20 protein-coding genes and 1 tRNA gene are annotated in these 16,700 nt (G+C 36.9%); all 21 read left to right on the top strand.

Going from position 1 to position 16,700, the window contains the following annotated elements; all coding sequences use genetic code 11:
* Window position 1: 1 nt before the first annotated feature.
* Window positions 2-1,546 (top strand): phage portal protein, encoded by a 1,545-nt coding sequence (locus RSC39_RS09270; RefSeq protein WP_332536709.1) that lies wholly within the window; start codon window positions 2-4, stop codon window positions 1,544-1,546.
* Between the two features lie 2 nt (window positions 1,547-1,548).
* A complete protein-coding gene (locus RSC39_RS09265; protein ID WP_332536707.1) occupies window positions 1,549-2,748 on the top strand; it encodes a phage minor capsid protein in 1,200 nt (399 codons plus the stop codon).
* Window positions 2,749-2,779: 31 nt separating this feature from the next.
* A tRNA-OTHER gene (locus tag RSC39_RS09260) sits at window positions 2,780-2,856 on the top strand.
* A gap of 76 nt (window positions 2,857-2,932) precedes the next feature.
* Entirely contained in the window at window positions 2,933-3,499 is a 567-nt protein-coding gene (locus RSC39_RS09255) for a phage scaffolding protein (protein WP_332536705.1), read from the top strand.
* Window position 3,500: 1 nt separating this feature from the next.
* The gene (locus RSC39_RS09250) at window positions 3,501-4,370 is read left to right on the top strand and encodes a capsid protein (protein ID WP_332536703.1); all 870 of its coding nucleotides are present in this window, start codon (window positions 3,501-3,503) and stop codon (window positions 4,368-4,370) included.
* A gap of 17 nt (window positions 4,371-4,387) precedes the next feature.
* Entirely contained in the window at window positions 4,388-4,636 is a 249-nt protein-coding gene (locus RSC39_RS09245; RefSeq protein ID WP_332536701.1) for an Ig-like domain-containing protein, read from the top strand.
* A gap of 26 nt (window positions 4,637-4,662) precedes the next feature.
* Window positions 4,663-5,067 (top strand): hypothetical protein, encoded by a 405-nt coding sequence (locus RSC39_RS09240; RefSeq protein ID WP_332536699.1) that lies wholly within the window; start codon window positions 4,663-4,665, stop codon window positions 5,065-5,067.
* Entirely contained in the window at window positions 5,067-5,414 is a 348-nt protein-coding gene (locus RSC39_RS09235; protein WP_332536697.1) for a putative minor capsid protein, read from the top strand. Before RSC39_RS09240 ends, RSC39_RS09235 begins: the two co-directional genes overlap by 1 nt.
* The gene (locus RSC39_RS09230) at window positions 5,414-5,785 is read left to right on the top strand and encodes a minor capsid protein (RefSeq protein WP_332536695.1); all 372 of its coding nucleotides are present in this window, start codon (window positions 5,414-5,416) and stop codon (window positions 5,783-5,785) included. The genes RSC39_RS09235 and RSC39_RS09230 overlap by 1 nt, the downstream gene beginning before the upstream one ends.
* Entirely contained in the window at window positions 5,775-6,188 is a 414-nt protein-coding gene (locus tag RSC39_RS09225; protein ID WP_332536693.1) for a minor capsid protein, read from the top strand. Before RSC39_RS09230 ends, RSC39_RS09225 begins: the two co-directional genes overlap by 11 nt.
* Window positions 6,181-6,663 carry a phage tail protein gene (locus RSC39_RS09220; protein ID WP_332536691.1) on the top strand — a complete coding sequence of 161 codons (483 nt, stop codon included), beginning with the start codon at window positions 6,181-6,183 and terminating at the stop codon, window positions 6,661-6,663. The genes RSC39_RS09225 and RSC39_RS09220 overlap by 8 nt, the downstream gene beginning before the upstream one ends.
* A gap of 73 nt (window positions 6,664-6,736) precedes the next feature.
* Entirely contained in the window at window positions 6,737-7,006 is a 270-nt protein-coding gene (locus RSC39_RS09215) for a fibronectin type III domain-containing protein (protein ID WP_332536689.1), read from the top strand.
* Between the two features lie 57 nt (window positions 7,007-7,063).
* Window positions 7,064-7,537, top strand: a complete 474-nt coding sequence (locus RSC39_RS09210; RefSeq protein WP_317059281.1) for a hypothetical protein — start codon at window positions 7,064-7,066, stop codon at window positions 7,535-7,537.
* A 12-nt stretch (window positions 7,538-7,549) separates the two neighbouring features.
* Window positions 7,550-8,122, top strand: coding sequence for a Gp15 family bacteriophage protein (locus RSC39_RS09205; RefSeq protein ID WP_332536684.1), 573 nt, complete (start codon window positions 7,550-7,552; stop codon window positions 8,120-8,122).
* Window positions 8,122-11,601 carry a phage tail tape measure protein gene (locus tag RSC39_RS09200; protein WP_332536682.1) on the top strand — a complete coding sequence of 1,160 codons (3,480 nt, stop codon included), beginning with the start codon at window positions 8,122-8,124 and terminating at the stop codon, window positions 11,599-11,601. The genes RSC39_RS09205 and RSC39_RS09200 overlap by 1 nt, the downstream gene beginning before the upstream one ends.
* A gap of 12 nt (window positions 11,602-11,613) precedes the next feature.
* The gene (locus RSC39_RS09195; RefSeq protein ID WP_332536680.1) at window positions 11,614-12,465 is read left to right on the top strand and encodes a phage tail domain-containing protein; all 852 of its coding nucleotides are present in this window, start codon (window positions 11,614-11,616) and stop codon (window positions 12,463-12,465) included.
* Between the two features lies 1 nt (window position 12,466).
* Window positions 12,467-13,585 carry a siphovirus ReqiPepy6 Gp37-like family protein gene (locus tag RSC39_RS09190; protein WP_332536678.1) on the top strand — a complete coding sequence of 373 codons (1,119 nt, stop codon included), beginning with the start codon at window positions 12,467-12,469 and terminating at the stop codon, window positions 13,583-13,585.
* Between the two features lie 9 nt (window positions 13,586-13,594).
* Window positions 13,595-14,677, top strand: a complete 1,083-nt coding sequence (locus tag RSC39_RS09185; RefSeq protein ID WP_332536676.1) for a hypothetical protein — start codon at window positions 13,595-13,597, stop codon at window positions 14,675-14,677.
* A gap of 12 nt (window positions 14,678-14,689) precedes the next feature.
* A complete protein-coding gene (locus RSC39_RS09180) occupies window positions 14,690-14,995 on the top strand; it encodes a hypothetical protein (protein ID WP_332536674.1) in 306 nt (101 codons plus the stop codon).
* Complete coding sequence (locus RSC39_RS09175; RefSeq protein ID WP_259762097.1) at window positions 14,982-15,206, top strand: phage holin; 225 nt, start codon at window positions 14,982-14,984, stop codon at window positions 15,204-15,206. The genes RSC39_RS09180 and RSC39_RS09175 overlap by 14 nt, the downstream gene beginning before the upstream one ends.
* Entirely contained in the window at window positions 15,203-16,465 is a 1,263-nt protein-coding gene (locus RSC39_RS09170; protein WP_332536669.1) for a LysM peptidoglycan-binding domain-containing protein, read from the top strand. The genes RSC39_RS09175 and RSC39_RS09170 overlap by 4 nt, the downstream gene beginning before the upstream one ends.
* Window positions 16,466-16,700 lie beyond the last annotated feature (235 nt).

Below are 16,700 nucleotides of genomic sequence, written 5' to 3'. Positions count from 1 at the left end.
TATGGGAATCATTCAAAATATCATTAATAGATTTAAACAAGGAGGGGCGAGAATGGGATTTGTCGCAAACCTTAATCAAATAACAGACCATCCGAAGATTGGAGTAAATCCAAACGAATATAAAAGGATTGAAATAAATCGTGAATATTTCAGAGGAATCTTTCCAGATGTTAAATATCGGAACTCATACGGAGAACTTCTAAATCGTCCTTATACATCATTGAATATGGCAAAGGTTGTTTCAAAAACGTTAGCTTCAATGATGTTTAATGAGAAGATGGAATTTAGTATTAGTAAAACTTCTGAGACTGACGAAGAAGCTAATCAGTTTGAAGCAGCTGATAAGTTTGTTCATGAATTTTTGAATCAATGTAAATTTATGAAAAGTTTTGAAGTGTATTTGGAAAGTATGGCTGCATTAGGCGGTTTGGCACTTAGACCAAGTTTTGAAAATGGGAAACCAAGCCTTTCCTATATTCAAGCTCCGTCATTTTATCCATTACATTCTAATACAACGGATGTTCCAGAAGCCGCTATTGCGATTAAGACCACAAGAACAGAAGGTAATGAAATCATTTATTACACATTACTAGAGTTTCATGAGTGGGTGGGTGAGCAATATGTAATTACAAATGAGCTTTATCGCTCTGAAACTAAAGATGAGTGTGGGGTTAAAGTGGCTTTGAATAGTCTTGAGGAATATAAAGATTTACAACCTACGACACTATTTACTGGACTTAGTCGCCCCCAATTTGTTTATATTAAACCTTTTGGAATGAACAACAAGGATATTGATAGCCCGCTTGGACTCTCAATTTATGATAATGCAAGGAACACGCTCAAACAAATTAATGATGCCTATGACCAGTTTAATTGGGAAGTTAAGATGGGTCAACGTCGAGTATCTGTTAATGATTCAATGCTTGAGGGGAAAACTGACCTAGAAGGTAATTTATTGCGTGTCTTCGATACTGATCAGAATGTATATGTTAGTTCTGGTGATGATGCTGACGGCGCTAATATTAAAGACTTAACCACACCTATTCGAGCAAATGATTATATCAGTTCAATTAATCATTTTCTTAAGATGTTAGAGGTTGAAACAAGTTTATCAGCTGGAACTTTTTCTTTTGATGGTCAATCAGTAAAAACAGCAACTGAAATTGTTAGCGAAAATTCCTTAACTTTCCGAACACGTAATAGTCATTTAAACAATGTAGAACAAGGCTTGAAAGAGTTAATGATTTCTATTTTAGAATTGGCTAAAGGTACTATCGGAATAGATGGGAAAGAACTCTATACTGGAGAAATTCCTAGCATTGATGATATTACCATTAGTTTTGATGACGGTATTTTCTTTGATAAGAATGCTCAGCTTGATTACTGGCTGAAAGCTAAGTCTGGTGGTGCAGCATCCGCTGAAATGGTTATGCAACGAGCTTTAGGACTAACAGAGGAACAAGCCAATGAAGTTATTCAACAAATACAAGCTGAATCTGTTCCAACATTAGGTGCTTTGGATACTGGAATGTATGGCGGTAACTGACAATGAAAAAGCCTTTGATTCCAAATGACGACCAGATGACTTTAATGGCAAGTATGGTGGGAGACATCTACACTAAGATATCACAAGACCTCATGCTTTCAATGATTAAGCGAATCAAACAACGTGGAACAGCAGACTTAGAGCGTGAACCGTATTTATGGCAACTTGAAAAGCTTAACCAAATGCACATGCTTAATCAAGAAAATATAAATTATGTCATTGAACAAACCGGGATAGCCAAAGACCTTATCAATCGTATTATTAAAAATGAAGGATTAAAAGTATATCAAAATACTTTTGAGCAATTGGCAGAAGATTTGGGAAGTAATGCAAAACATAATGATGTCAGTTCAGCGCTTGCTTCATACGTCCAACAAGTCTTTCTTGATTATGACAATTACATTAATCAAACACTTCTAAGCACTAATTACGGAAATAATGAAGTATTAAAAATTTATCAAGGAATTATTCAAGAAGCAGTCGCTAAAGTAGTCAGCGGTGTTTCTGTAGCAGAGCAAGCTGTTAATGATACAGTGATGCAGTGGCTTGATAAAGGTATTTCTTCCACTTTTATTGATAAGGGCGGGAATCGCTGGAATATTGATAGTTATGCTCGAATGGTCATAGATTCAACTACTGCCAGAGTTTACAATGATATGCGAATAAGAGGAAGTGAAGAATTAGGAGTTGATACTTTTTATTATTCTATTCATGCAGCAAGTAGACCAGCCTGTGCTCCAATTCAAGCACGAATTGTCACTAAAGGTGCAAGGTTTTATTCTGATGAGTTGGGCGATTGGGTTGAATCCTTAACTGATCATGGTTGGGGGAAAGCTGGTGGCTGTCTTGGTATTCATTGCCATCACTACCTCACTCCGTTTGTTATAGGTGTGAATTATTTGCCTGACTTACCTGATGAGTTAAAAAATTTAACACCAGAGCAAGCAAAAGCCAACGGGGAAAAGCAAGCTAAACAACGTGCTTATGAACGTGCTATCCTTAATGATAAGTATAAAATTCAAGCTTCAAAGCTGTTAGAGGATGAGCGAAGAGTTGAACATTACCGTCAAATGTTAAAGGCTCATAATCGGGGATTAAATGATTTACTTAAAGAGAATTCATTTCTAGTGAGAGAAACTGTTAAGTTATTGAAATCTCAAAAAGAACTGCTTAAAGAATTAGCAAAGAAAAATAAAAATTAAGCGTTTGTTACTGACAGGCGCTTTTCTTTTCGGGAACTTTGTTTAGTAGGTTAGAACATACTGTTTGTGCACATCAGTAAGACATGGGTTCGACTCCCATAGTTCCCAATTCGTATGAGTGCTGCGTTAAAGGCTCAAATCCATCGAGTTCGTAACTCGTAAAAGAAACGTAGGAGGACATATTATGCAGAGAGAATTTTTGAAAAACCTTGGACTTAGTGATGAAGCTATTGATAAGGTGATGGCTGAGAATGGGAAAGATGTCAATGATATCAAAACTCAACTTAATACAGCCGAGACTGAACGAGAGAGTTATAAATCTCAAGTGGAAGAACGTGATACTCAGATTTCTCAGTTGAAAACTAATAATACTGATAATGCAGAGTTACAAAAACAACTGACGGATTTACAGTCTCAAATTCAAACAAAAGACTCAGATGCAGCACAACAGCTATCTGCAGCAAAAAAAGAATTTGCTGTAAAACTTGCTTTGAAAGATTCAGGTACTGTTAACAGCGATATTCTATTTGGTCAAGTAAACATGGATAATGTTGTCATTCAAGATGATGGCAAGATTTCAGGTCTTGATGACCAAGTAGCAACATTCAAGGAATCAATGCCTTATTTGTTTCAAAGTACAGAAACAACTCCACCCACAGGGAAAGTTACCATTGGTGGGAATCCGCCAGCTGGTTCACAGACTGGTGAAAAAACAATGGTTCAAAAAATTCAAGAAAGATTAGGTGAATAATATGCCAGTAGTATTAGACTCAAAAGACTTAGCAACAATTGACAAAAAATTTAAAGAAGATTCTCAAGTTTGGGATATCTTGTCTCAAGGTGCAAAAGCAATCACTGCAGCTGACTTTGTTGGTGTTAATGAAGTACGTATCAATAAAATGTCAGGTTTTGTTGATGCAACAAAATATAAACGTAATGACGATAATGCACGAAACAAAATCGACATTGCTAAAGAAACTGTAAAGCTTAAAAACGAAGATTGGTTTGGGTATGACGTTGACCAATTGGATGAGTCAGAATCATCAGCTTTGACAATTAACAATATTGTTGAAGAACATAAGCGTTTGGTTACTGTTCCACATCGTGATAAAGTTGCCATTCAAGCACTTTACGATAATGCAAACAAAAAAGTTAGTGAAACTTTGACTAAAGATAACATTCTTGATGCTTATGATTCTGCAGAAGAATACATGACAGATAATGAAATCCCTGGTGGATATGTAATGTTTGTATCTGCTGCTACTTATCGAATGCTCAAAAATGCTTCTGGTGTTTCAAAAACATTTACAACCAATGAAGCGTCAATCAACGGTATCAATCGTACAGTTGCTCAAATTGACGGTGGTGTTCCTATTGTAAAAGTCGCCAAAGCACGTTTCGCTGGAACGGGTGCTGACGATGCAGCTCTTAATTTGAATTTCATTGTTACTCCTCTTATTGCGGTAGCTCCAATTGTCAAATTCGGTACAGTTGATACTGTCCCAGCATCACAAGACCGTAGCGGTTACCGTGATACAATCAAAGGTTTGGACTACTACGATGCGATTGTATTTGAAAATGCCAAAGACGCTATCTATGTTTCAGAAAGCCCAAAAGCGTAGCCCCCACTGGAGTAACGTTGAATAAAACAACGCTATCTCTTGAAGTCGGGGGAAATGAAACACTGACAGCTACTGTTTTGCCAGAAGATGCAGAGGATAAAACAGTAACATTTACTTCTAGTGATCCTACAATTGCTACAGTTACACCAAAACAAGGGAATGTAGTAGGTAAAGCTACCGGAACAACAACAATTACTGGAACAACAGTTAATGGTTTGACCGTAACTTGTGAAGTAACGGTTACAGCAGCAAGTGGAGGAGAGTAATCTCCTCTTTTATTTTAGGAGGGATTATGGCTTATATCACTTATGATGATTATAAATATTCAGGACTATCAGATATAGACGAGAAAATTTTTAACAAGCTACTACCGAGAGCCGAGATTGCCTTGGATTCTAAAACAAATTATTTTTATAAAGAAAATGATTTAACTTCAGATAGTCCAAGAAGAAAAGAAGCTTTCATTATGGCCCTGTGTTTGACGATAGAACAAATGGATCAGACAGGAATTATTTCTGATGTTGATGTATTATCACTTCAAAATCTTTCCATTGGTTCAACATCTCTTGGTTTTAAAGACTCAGCAAACCTAATTCAAGTTATTCCAAGTGAAGGAATTCGATTATTGGGGAGTGTTGGTCTTAGGTATTCGGGAGTAGCTTATACTCGTTATGCTAGTAAGGAAAGGGGGCTTTAATGTTGAGTGTCCCAAAATTATTCCTACAACAATCTGTTAAAGTCGAGAAATTGAAAGGGAAAAATGCTTATGGTGACCCAGAGTATGCAGAACCTTTAAATATTGAAAATATCAAAATTGATACAAAAACAACTTTTTCAGGTTCTGGAAGCGACAGAAAAATAAATAAAGAAACAACATTATTTATCTACCTCTCTTCTCAAGCTAAAGATTTTGTTATCGATGACTCTTTTCTTGAAGCTCGTGTGACTGACAGCGGACAAAATCAATTTGTATTGAAAGAATACGCTCCAAATAAGAATCCAATCAAGGACGAGGTTTGGTCTTATGAAGTGAGGTTGATTTAATGGCAGATGTAGGAGTGAATATCAAAGTTGATTTATCTGGATTTAGTAATAAATTAAGCCCTTATCGTTTTAGGAAAGGGGCTGATGCAATGCTAAATCAAATGCTTATGGATATGGATAGGTACATTCCCAAAAAATCTGGCGCATTACGATTTATCGGACATGTTAATACCGGAAGAAGCCAACTGGTTTGGCAGGCTCCTTATGCTCGTGCTCAATATTATGGAAAGATAATGAAAAAGGGTGCAACTTATTCAATTAAGAACTATACAACTCCCGGCACTGGTCCACGTTGGGATTTAAAAGCAAAAGCAAAGTATGGTAAAAAGTGGGCTGAAGTATTTGTGAAAGGAGCAGGATTTGGCAAATGACTTTTTAGAATGTCTCACATCATCAATCAATGATATTCCTGGTCTGAAAATGAAAGCAGTAATGAATTACCCAGACGAAACAGAAAGTCTTGGGGTTTATGCATTACCGGGCGGAAGAATTAGTGGCGGGGATATGCTTGGACGGGTGAAAATGACACTCAATTTTGAGATTGCCATTCATACCAAAAGCATCGAAATCGCAAATAATACAATGTGGGAAATATCAAAAGCTTTGGGTGATTTATCTCTTGATATTCCCTCACAGAATGGTTCTTATGAGTTTGAATCTTTAGAACCAGAAGCACCTTCGTTAAATGAACGAGATGAAAAGGGTTGGTATCTTTTTATTTTGGATATTACAGCGACAATAATTACCAATAAAGGAGAAATAGCAAATGGCTAAGAATAAAAATGCAAAACGTGAACACTACCTTGCTCCTATTTCAGCAGGAACAGGCACTGATAAGAAAACACCACCAGAAGCAGATAGTGAAGCGTGGTTACGATTAGGACTTGATATTCAAACTATCGAGGATAAATCAGACGAAAAAACGGATACTGCGGGCGACTATCTTGGTGATGGAACTGAAGTTGATATTTTAACTGGACGTTCTGAAATTTGGGGCGTTAAAGGTAGCCGAAATAATACGGATGAAGCGCAAAATCTTGTTGCCAGCATGAAACGTACTCAAACAGATGATGATCGTTTACTGTTCCATAAAATTGTTGAAACTAATGGAGATGTTGTAATTGGTGTGGCAAAAGCTATGGCCATTACTGCAGGGTCTGGGGACGCAACTTCTTATGAAGATTTTGCTTGTGATTTAAACTTTGTAAGTCAACCGACAGTTACAAAGTCAGCATCCACACCCAGCTAAGCCCCAGAATGTAACTGGGGTTAAGAAATCGAATGGTGATATAGAGATTTCATATGATGCACCACTTGGTGCTGTGGCCTACCTTATTCACTATGGGGACGCTAATACAACTGATCCGCATGATGCGAAATATATGGGATATTCAGAAACAACTAAGTTTACTTTGGCAGCTTCTGATGTTCCAGTAGGAGCAACTACTGGCGATAAGATTCCGTTTTATGTTCAAGCATATAACGTAGTAGCACCGAGTGGAACAACAAATGTTGAAAAAGCGGCGGCTCTACATGACGCTCCAAACATAACTGGTTCTGCTTGGAGCACAGTCGTAGAAGTGATACTTTAAATACTATTAACAAAAGACTAGGGAATTTCTCTAGTCTTTATTTTTTAAGGAGAAATAATGCAAGAAGTACAAGCAAAAATCCAATTGAATGGTTTTACAGTTCGTATTACGGAAGGAGTAACAATTTTTTTTGAATCTTCTCAAGAAAATGTAACACGACTGATGTCTATTAATGAGAGCGATTCAGGTTTAAATACTTTGAAAAAACGTGCAGAACAAACATTAAAACCAATTGATGCAAAAATTCAAAAAGCAGCTAAAGAAAATTCTTTACAACCAGAAATGATTAAAGAAAGCGTCGCTGCACAAGTTAATATTGCCCGAGAACTGTATGAATATATTTACGGAGCAGGTATTTTTGAAGATCTATATTCTAAGATTCATGATGTTACATTTTGGCTTGAAAATGCTGAAGAAATTTTCCAAGCTACTCTTCGTGGACTTGATGCAGATGCAAAAGCTCGCCAACGTCGTATGCTTAATGCTCAAAAGAAATACATTAATAAGAAAAACAAAAAACGAAAACGCTAGGAGCTGATATGAATGTTCAAATTAAACGACAAACTTAGGGAACAGATTTCCCATGAGGGGAAAGAATATCCCGTTGATTTGAGCTTTGATAATGTCCTGGATGTTTTGGATGTGTGGAATGATGGTTCTTTTGAGCCAGAAGAAAAACTCATAACCTCCTGCTCCCTTTTGTTTGGCGAAGATATTTTAAAACTTGTTCCGATAGATGATTTGATTGTACTGTTTGAACAAATAAAAGAAGAAATATTTAGTGAATATGAACCAATTGAAACCTATGATGTATTAGGAAATCCAATGAAGAGGAAATCAGCGCAAGCTGACTTTTCTCTCTCTTTTGATGCTGAATATATCTTTACAAGTTTTGTTCAATGCTATGGCATTAACTTACAAAAAGAGCTAGGTAAACTTCATTGGGATGAATTTAGAATGCTTTTGCGGGATTTACCTCCAGAAGCAAAACTGAATAAAGTTCGAGAAATCCGTAATTGGAAACCTGATAAAAATTCTACCGCTGAAGAAATTGAAAACATGCGTGAATTACAAGAAATTTATGCCCTACCAGAAGAGGAAGGAGGGAATGAATAATGGCAGATGGAATTGTTACCATTGATGTCTTACTCAATGATGGAACAGTTGTTAAAGGAACTTCAGATATTTCCAAAGCACTTCGTCAAATGCAAAATGACGGAGAAGGTGCCGGGAAAGGTCTTAAACAAAGTTTGGCAGTAGGTGCTGCAATGGCACTTGCTCAAAATGCAATAACAGCAGTCGCTAATGGAATTAAAGCTTTTGCCAAAGCATCAATAGGAGCTGCGGCAGACTTTCAACAAACAATGAATCTAGTTAAGGCAAACTCTGGAGCTTCTGCATCAGAAATGGCTAAACTTAATCAATTAGCTAAAGACTTGGGAGCAAGTACCAAATTCTCAGCAAATGAAGCAGCTCAAGCAATTCTGGAATTAACTAAAGCTGGTATAACTCCGGCGCAAGTTCAAGCTGGAGCTTTAAAAGCTACAATGGACTTAGCGGCGGCTTCAGGAATGGACTTAGGTGATGCAGCTAATATTACTGCCAATGCTCTTAATACTTTCCATTTACAAGCAGATAAAGCTTCAATGGTGGCAAATGCATTGGCTGGAGGAGCTAACGCTTCAAGTGCTGATGTTTCTGACTTGGCTCAATCTCTTGCACAGGTAGGACCAGGAGCAACAACCGCTGGACTTTCACTTAATGATACTGTGGGAGTTCTAGCTGCTTTCTCTCAAAATGGGATTAAAGGTTCTGATGCTGGTACTTCTCTTAAAACCATGCTTCAAAACCTAGTGCCTCAGTCTGATAAAGCTGCAGCGGCAATGGAAAATCTTGGCTTGAATTTCACTAATGCAGATGGTTCATTTAAGAGTATTTCAGAAATTGCTGGTCAACTTCATGATAAACTTGGCAATCTTACACAAGCACAAAAAACTCAAGCACTTCAAACATTATTTGGTTCTGATGCATCTCGAGCAGCCGCAATTCTTATGAATGAGGGAACTGCTGGTGTAAATAAATATATTAAAGCAACAGAAGACCAAACAGCGGCACAAAAAATGGCTGATGCATACATGCAAGGTTTCAATGGTACTTTGGAACAATTAAGCGGTTCTGCTGAAACATTGGGCATGTCATTAGGTGAGCGAGTGCTTCCGGCTTTGACAAGTGCAATGCAAGCAGTATCACAATTTCTTGATTTGCTTTCTAAGAATATGGATGTTGTCGAATCATTTATTGTAGCGCTTGTTGCTGGAGCAGCAGCCTTTTCTGCTTATGCAATTATTGATGCAGTTACAACTTCAATAAGAGCATTTCAAAAAGCTAATGAAGGTGCAACAGTTGCACAATGGGCGCTTAATGTTGCAATGAAAGCAAATTGGGTTGGAATTTTGGTGACTGCAATTGCAGCACTAGTTGCAGGGTTAGTATATTTCTTCACTCAAACTCAGACCGGTCAAAAAATTGTACAAGAAGCATGGAAAGCTATTCAATCGGCTATGTCGAGTGTAGTGGCATGGTACAATTCAACATTTTTACCAACTGTCCAATCAGTTATGCAAGCTTTTGAACAATACACATCAAAAGCTGTAACTGCTGTAGTTCAATGGTTTACTGGGACTTTTTTACCAGGCATGTCAAATGCATGGGGAAGCTTCAAAGGTTTTGTAACAGAAGCTATCCAAGCATTGCAACCTTTTGTAAGTTTTATTAGCGGTGCAGTTAGCACTGCTATTTCTTTTTTAGGAAATCTTTTCAAAAGTGCAGGTTCAGCTATCAGTAATTTCCATGTCAGTGCAATAACAGTTGTAGGAGTTCTAACTTCAATAGCGGTTGCTTTTTATGGTGTTTCTGCACCTATAGGTCTTGCGATAGGATTAGTGACAAAATTCATTACAGCTTTTATTCAAACAGGGAGTGTAAATGGAGCTATTCAAGCGATTGTCGATAATATCGTTAGCATGATTAATACAGTTGGACAATTGTTACCCCAGTTTATCCAGATTGGAACAAATTTGATTATTAGTCTAATCAATGGAATATTGGCAGCGCTCCCTCAGATTATATCTGTCGGAACGCAAGCAATAAACAGTTTGGTTCAAGGGTTGACTACAGCAATTCCTATTATTACTCAAGTGATTACACAAGTGATTACGGTTTTATTGAATGCAATACTCGGTGCTCTACCACTGATTATTCAAGGTGGAATCCAATTGTTAAACGGATTAGTTTCAGGGCTTGTAACTGCAATTCCTTTATTAGTAACGGCGATGACTACAGTTATTACGGGATTAACCAATGCAATAACAACAGCTTTACCATTGCTTATTACCGGAGGAATAACACTCTTAAATGGATTAATTTCGGGGCTTATCAGTGCACTTCCTTTATTGATTAGTGCTGCAACACAATTAATAAACGGATTACTTCAAGCAATAGTTGCTGTGCTACCGTTACTAGTCACTGCTGGAGCTACCATTTTAAATGGACTGATTACAGGAATTATCCAGCTTTTACCAATGCTTATTTCTGCAGCCCTACAGATTATTAACGCTTTGATCAATGCGATTATTCCATTAATTCCTTTAGTTATTAATGCAGGGATTCAAATCTTAATGGCTTTAATTAATGGCTTTATTTCAGCGCTTCCACAAATCATTTCAGCAATTGTGCAACTTATTACAGCACTACTTAATGCAATAGTAACTTTACTACCAACAATTCTGAGCGCAGGTATTCAAATTATCGGTGCTCTTGTCTCAGGTTTAATCAAAAACCTTCCAGCTATTCTTTCAGCTATCGGTCAATTGATGGCTGCTTTGCTAGGAGCGATTATTAAACTTGTCCCAACGCTATTGAGTGCTGGTGTTCAGTTAATTTCGGCTCTTGTAAGAGGGGTTCTTCAATTAATGGGAAGTCTAGCTAGTGCTGGTGGACAACTTATTCAAGGATTGATTAATGCTTTAGTTCAAAAAGCAGGACAAATTTGGAGTTCAATTTCTGGCTTCTTCACAAGCATTCCAGGAAAGATTTCTGGTGCTTTTGGTGATTTAGGTTCTATTGGTTCTAACCTTGTGGATGGAATTATCCAGGGGGTTTCAGGAGCAGCAGGAAGGCTAGCAGAGTCAGTAAAAGATATGGCAAAAGGTGCTGTAGATAAAGTTAAAAGTTTTCTAGGAATCCACTCTCCATCTCGAAAATTTAGAGATGAGGTCGGTCAGTTCATCCCTTCTGGTATTGCTGTTGGTATCACCGCAAATGCAAGTGATGCAACTAAAGCACTTGCAGACTTGAATCAAAAGATGATGGCAACTGTTACACCCGAAACTGCTTTAAACATCGGAAGAAGTGGGGGAATTTCAAAAGCAACTGCAATAATGGGTAAATCCTCTGGTGCAAGTGTTTCAAGTTCTACAACAACAAAATCAGCAACTATTCAACAAACGATTTACGTTCAAGAGAATCCAAGCGAAAGAGAACTTAAGCGCCAGACCTTGAATGGTCTTCAAGAACTAGGTTATCAAATAGGATAGGAAAGGGGAATTATGGCTAAAGTTAAAATGACTTATACCAATGTCAATGGAAATACAATTATAATGGGGCCTTTTGCCCCTTTTCGTTTAATGGATTATTCAGGATTTGGTTTACCAGAAAATAATATCAGTAGTGAAAAAGTATTTGGAATGGATGGAGAACAAAAGATACATTCTTCTTTATCTTATCGTGACTTAGAAATAGAAGTTTTGGTACAGGGAACATCATTTGAAGAAAGAGAGAGTTTTAAGCATAACTTGATGTCCGCTTTTAATCCTAAATTGTTAGGTACTCTAAAATGGGAAGTTCTTAATACTGCTTATGAAATTGATGTAGAAGTTCTGAAAGGTTTTGATCCAAAATATCAAAAAGGTACAATTCAATTAAGGGCACTAGACCCGTACTGGAGAGATGTTTCTAATATTGATTACACAGTACAATTAGGACAGACAACAAATCTTTTCGTATGGCCATTGATTATTACTCCTGAGTATAAGTTTGCGACAGTAGATTCAGGAAAGGAAATAGAAATTACCAATCAAGGGGATGTCGCCATTGGAATGGAAATTAATATTAAATGTGTAGCGGAAGTTGTCAATCCCCGATTTATTAATCTTTACTCTCAAGAGTTTTTTTCTTTCAACCATACTTTTAAAGCCGGTGATGTTATTTATATTAATACAAATCATGGAAAAAAACAGGTCCTTGTAAATGGTGAAAATGGCTTTTCAATGCGTAAACTAGGCTCAACATTTCTTCAGATTGATAATCAAGCTACTAATTATTTTAAATTAGAAGCAGATGATGGCATTGAAAATATGATAGCGGATATGAAATATAATCCGTTATTAGTGGGGGTGTAAAGTGCAAAACGATTTATCTATTGAGATTTTTGAACGTCAATCTGGTTTTAAATATCTGTCAAGAGGAATACTAGACACTTTTAAAAGTTGTATTGTTGTTTGGAATGCTTACTCTTTCAATACTTTCCAATTAACGATGCCACTTATTCCAACATATCTTCCTTACTTTATTGAGGAAAATATTCTTTCGATTAAGGACTGCTATTTCTATATAGATGTAGTTAAATTTGATAGTTCTCAATCAAATCTAATTACAATAACTGGAAAAAGTTTATTGGGTAAGGCAAAAGATAGAATCATTAAATCTACCTATTCGGTACTTAATAAAAAGCCAGAGCAGATTATTTATGATCTCATCAATAACCACGTTGTTACAGGAGCAGGAGCATCTCGCTCTTTTAATTTTCTCTCAATTCAACAACCAGATGATTTACAAACTACTGCACTTAATTATCAAAATAGTTATGGAAAAGTTAGTGAGGAAATTTCTTCACTGGCAGATAGTAATCAAATTTGCATTCGAGAGTTGGCAACAAATCTAGAAAGTCCGGCTGCTCAAATTCAGCTCTATAAAGGGCGAGATTTGAGTGGTGACGGTGGTGTTGAATTTAGTTTAAGCGATGAAGGACTTAAAACAGAGAATATTGTTAGGGATAATTCAGATTTATCAACTACTGCTTATGTTTTTGGTGAAGGAGAAGGAACTGCTCGAAAAAATGTTTTAATTGGAGACGGCTTTACAGGCATTGAACGTCGTGAATTATATGTAGATGCTCGTGATTTACAACAAAGTTCTACAAATGGTAATGGAGCAACAGTAAATCTATCAGATGCAGACTACAAGGCTCAGCTCATGCAACGAGGACAGCAATCCTTAGCAGAGCGTGTTGAAGTCATCCAGTTAAGTGGTGAAATTAATTTTAATAACCTTAATTTTCAATATGGAAAAGATTATGAAGTTGGAGACACAGTTCGAGTAACTAGCCAAAGATTTGGTATTACAAAATCTTCAGTTTTAACATCAATGCAAGAAACTTGGGATGCGGAAGGTGGATATCATTTAGATCCGACTTTTGATAAGGATAGAGTTTCATTAATAAAAAAATTAACAAGAAAGTAGGTAATAATTATGGCAGTATGGGCATTCCCCTTTGTATCAGCAAATGGAGATAGGGCTTATGGACCAGCAGATTGGATGCAGTTTTATGCTAATATTTTTAGCACAGGAATTGTTCCAAATACTGGATTACCAGGGTACACTGGTTTTCAAGTTGTTCAAACAGATACACCATCTTTAAATATTAATGTAGGTTCAGGAGTAGCAATTATCAAAGGGGGGCAGATTATGAATACTGCCCCAAAATCTTTCCAAATTCCAGCACCTCTAACATCACAATCAAGAACAGATTCACTTGTTGTTCAGTGGAACAACTCCTCTCGTTCAGGAGATGTTGTTTATAAAACAAATAGCACACAAGTTACCCAAACTGCAGATGTTTATGAATTACAAATTGCAACGATAGTTGTTCCAGCCAATGCATCAAGTATTGCTCAATCAAATATTACGGATACTCGTGCTGATACTAAAGTTTGTGGGTATTCTAGTCCATATGAATCTATAAAGACTGGTGATTTATTGGCACAATTTAAATCAGAGCTAGAAGCGAATGGAGTTGTATTTTCAGATTGGTTTGAACACATCAAGGGTCAACTTTCAGAAGATGCAGCAGGAAACTTGCAAAATGAAATTGATAATCTAACCTCAATTAAAGCAGACAACGATAAAGTTGTTCATAACACTGGTGATGAAGATATTGCTGGAAAGAAAAATTTTGTAGATGATACAAGCTTTAAAAATATAACTGTTTCTGGAGTAATAACTCAACCTTATATTTCCACTTCATTTGCAATTGGCTACGGTCTATCAGTGACTGCCAAACGTGTTGGAAATCTTGTAACGATTACATTTAAAGGTTCAAATACTACTCAGCTTGGAAGCGGGGCGAATCCAACTGAAATGATTCCTTTGGGGTACCGTCCAGTTGAAGCGGAGTCTGTTGATTGCCTTGTTCAAGGAAGACACTTAGATACTTATTATTACTTTAACACCGATGGAAAAATAAACTATATGGGAGAAACAGTTCCGGTTAATAGTTATTTCCGAGGGGTGAGAAGTTACTTTACTAATGACCCATGGCCGGTTGCAGCTTAGAAAGTAGGGGGTATGGATGCATTAGTACATGAAGGGTGGCTTTTTTTCAAGCTTGTTATTGATAATTGGGCCGCTCTTCTTATAATTTCTGGTATTTTTGGATGGATGTATCGAAGAATGACCAAGAAACAAGAGGAGCAATTAAGAATACTTTTAGTAGTCATTAAGCGTGTTGAGCTTGGAGAAGCAATTAACCATGATTATGGCTTACAAATTGTCAGTGGTATTTTTGATGAATATACAGCGTTAGGGGGCAATCACTATGCTCACGAAATTTACGAAAGGTATAAGGTGGGAAAAGAAAATGATTTCAAATGACAAAGTTTATAACATTATTAAATGGGCTGTTTTAACAGCATTGCCAGCACTTAGTGTTTTTATTGGTGTAATTGGTAAAGCCTACGGTTGGGGTGGAACTGATTTAGCTATTATTACTTTGAATGCATTCACGGTATTCTTGGGAACATTAGCTGGAGTAAGTGCTGTCAAATATAATAATCAGCCAAATGATACGGAGGAAAACAAATGAAAAAAGTAATTAAAAAAGCTGCCATTGGAATGGTAGCTTTCTTTGTTGTCGCAGCAAGTGGACCAGTATTTGCGGCAGTCGGTGACCAAGGGGTGGACTGGTCAGTGTATAACGATAACTATGGAAAAGCAGGGTTGCCGACTGATAAGTTCGTGATTTCTCAAATTGGAGGTCACAATAAATATGGAATTTACTGGCAATCAACTTATCCAACCCAAGTCCAATCTTCTATCGCTCAAGGCAAGCGAGCACATACCTATATTTGGTGGGAAGATGTCACTGATTATAATACTGCAAAAATAGTTTTGGATACAATGCTTTCCAAAATTCAAACGCCTAAAGGCTCAATTGTGGCACTAGATGCAGAGTTTGGAATGCAATCAACTGACGTTACATTGTGGGCTTTGAAATATATCAAAGATCATGGTTATACTCCACTTCTTTATGGATATAAAAGTTATCTTACAGATAATTTTTTCTTAGACAAAATTGTCAAAAACTATGGATTATGGATGGCTGGTTATGGTTGGAATACTATAAAATCAGCGCCTGATTATAGTGACTTTCCAAGTTATGATAATATACAAATTTGGCAGTTTACATCAAACTATGTCAATGGAGAACTTGATGGCAATGTGGATCTAACAGGAATCACTGACAAAGGTTATGAAGGCGGGAACGCAACTAAACCAGATACTGACACACCAGCCACTGATGATGGTAAGGATGCCAACGAAGTGACACCAAGTGAAATTCAAGAAGGTATGACTGTCACAATCAAGTTCAGTGCAACGAATTACTCAACGGGACAAGCAATCCCTAAATGGGTTAAGGAAAACTCCTATAAAGTCCTTCAAAAATCTGGCAATAAAGTCTTGCTTGATAATATTATGAGCTGGGTTGCAGCAAGTGACGTTCAAGCGTTGGATACAGGCGGAAGTAATTCAACTGGGAATACTCAAACTCATATCGTCCAATCAGGCGATACTTTGAGTGCAATTGCTTCAAATTGGGGAACCAACTGGCAAGAATTGGCTCGTCAGAACAGTTTATCTAATCCGAACATGATTTATACTGATCAGATTATTCGCTTCACGGGCGGTCAATCTGGGACTACAGCACGAACTTACACCGTACGTTCTGGAGATAACCTTTCATCAATTGCCAGCCGTTTAGGAACAACTGTTCAAAGTCTAGTTTCAATGAATGGCATCTCAAACCCTAATTTGATTTATGCTGGTCAAACACTAAATTATTAACAATCATGCCTGGCTTCGGTCAGGCTTTTTTTATTTGTTTTATATGATATAATGAAAGTCTTAAACATGGGTGTCAGCAATTTGCTGGCATTTTTTGTAGGGACAAAATAGGGACAAAATATGCCTATCCCTTGCTGTTTATAGCTGAAAAAGGGCGACCGTCGCCTTACTAAAAAAATAAAAACTTGCTTAAAAGAGCGAGTTTTTATTTTTTTATTGAATCAATTTATTAAAG

The sequence above is a fragment of the Lactococcus sp. genome (assembly GCF_036648155.1).
In the GTDB taxonomy this organism is placed as follows: domain Bacteria; phylum Bacillota; class Bacilli; order Lactobacillales; family Streptococcaceae; genus Lactococcus; species Lactococcus cremoris.
The sequence above is the reverse complement of the archived record's forward strand: the minus strand, read 5'-3'. Positions and strand labels throughout refer to the sequence as shown.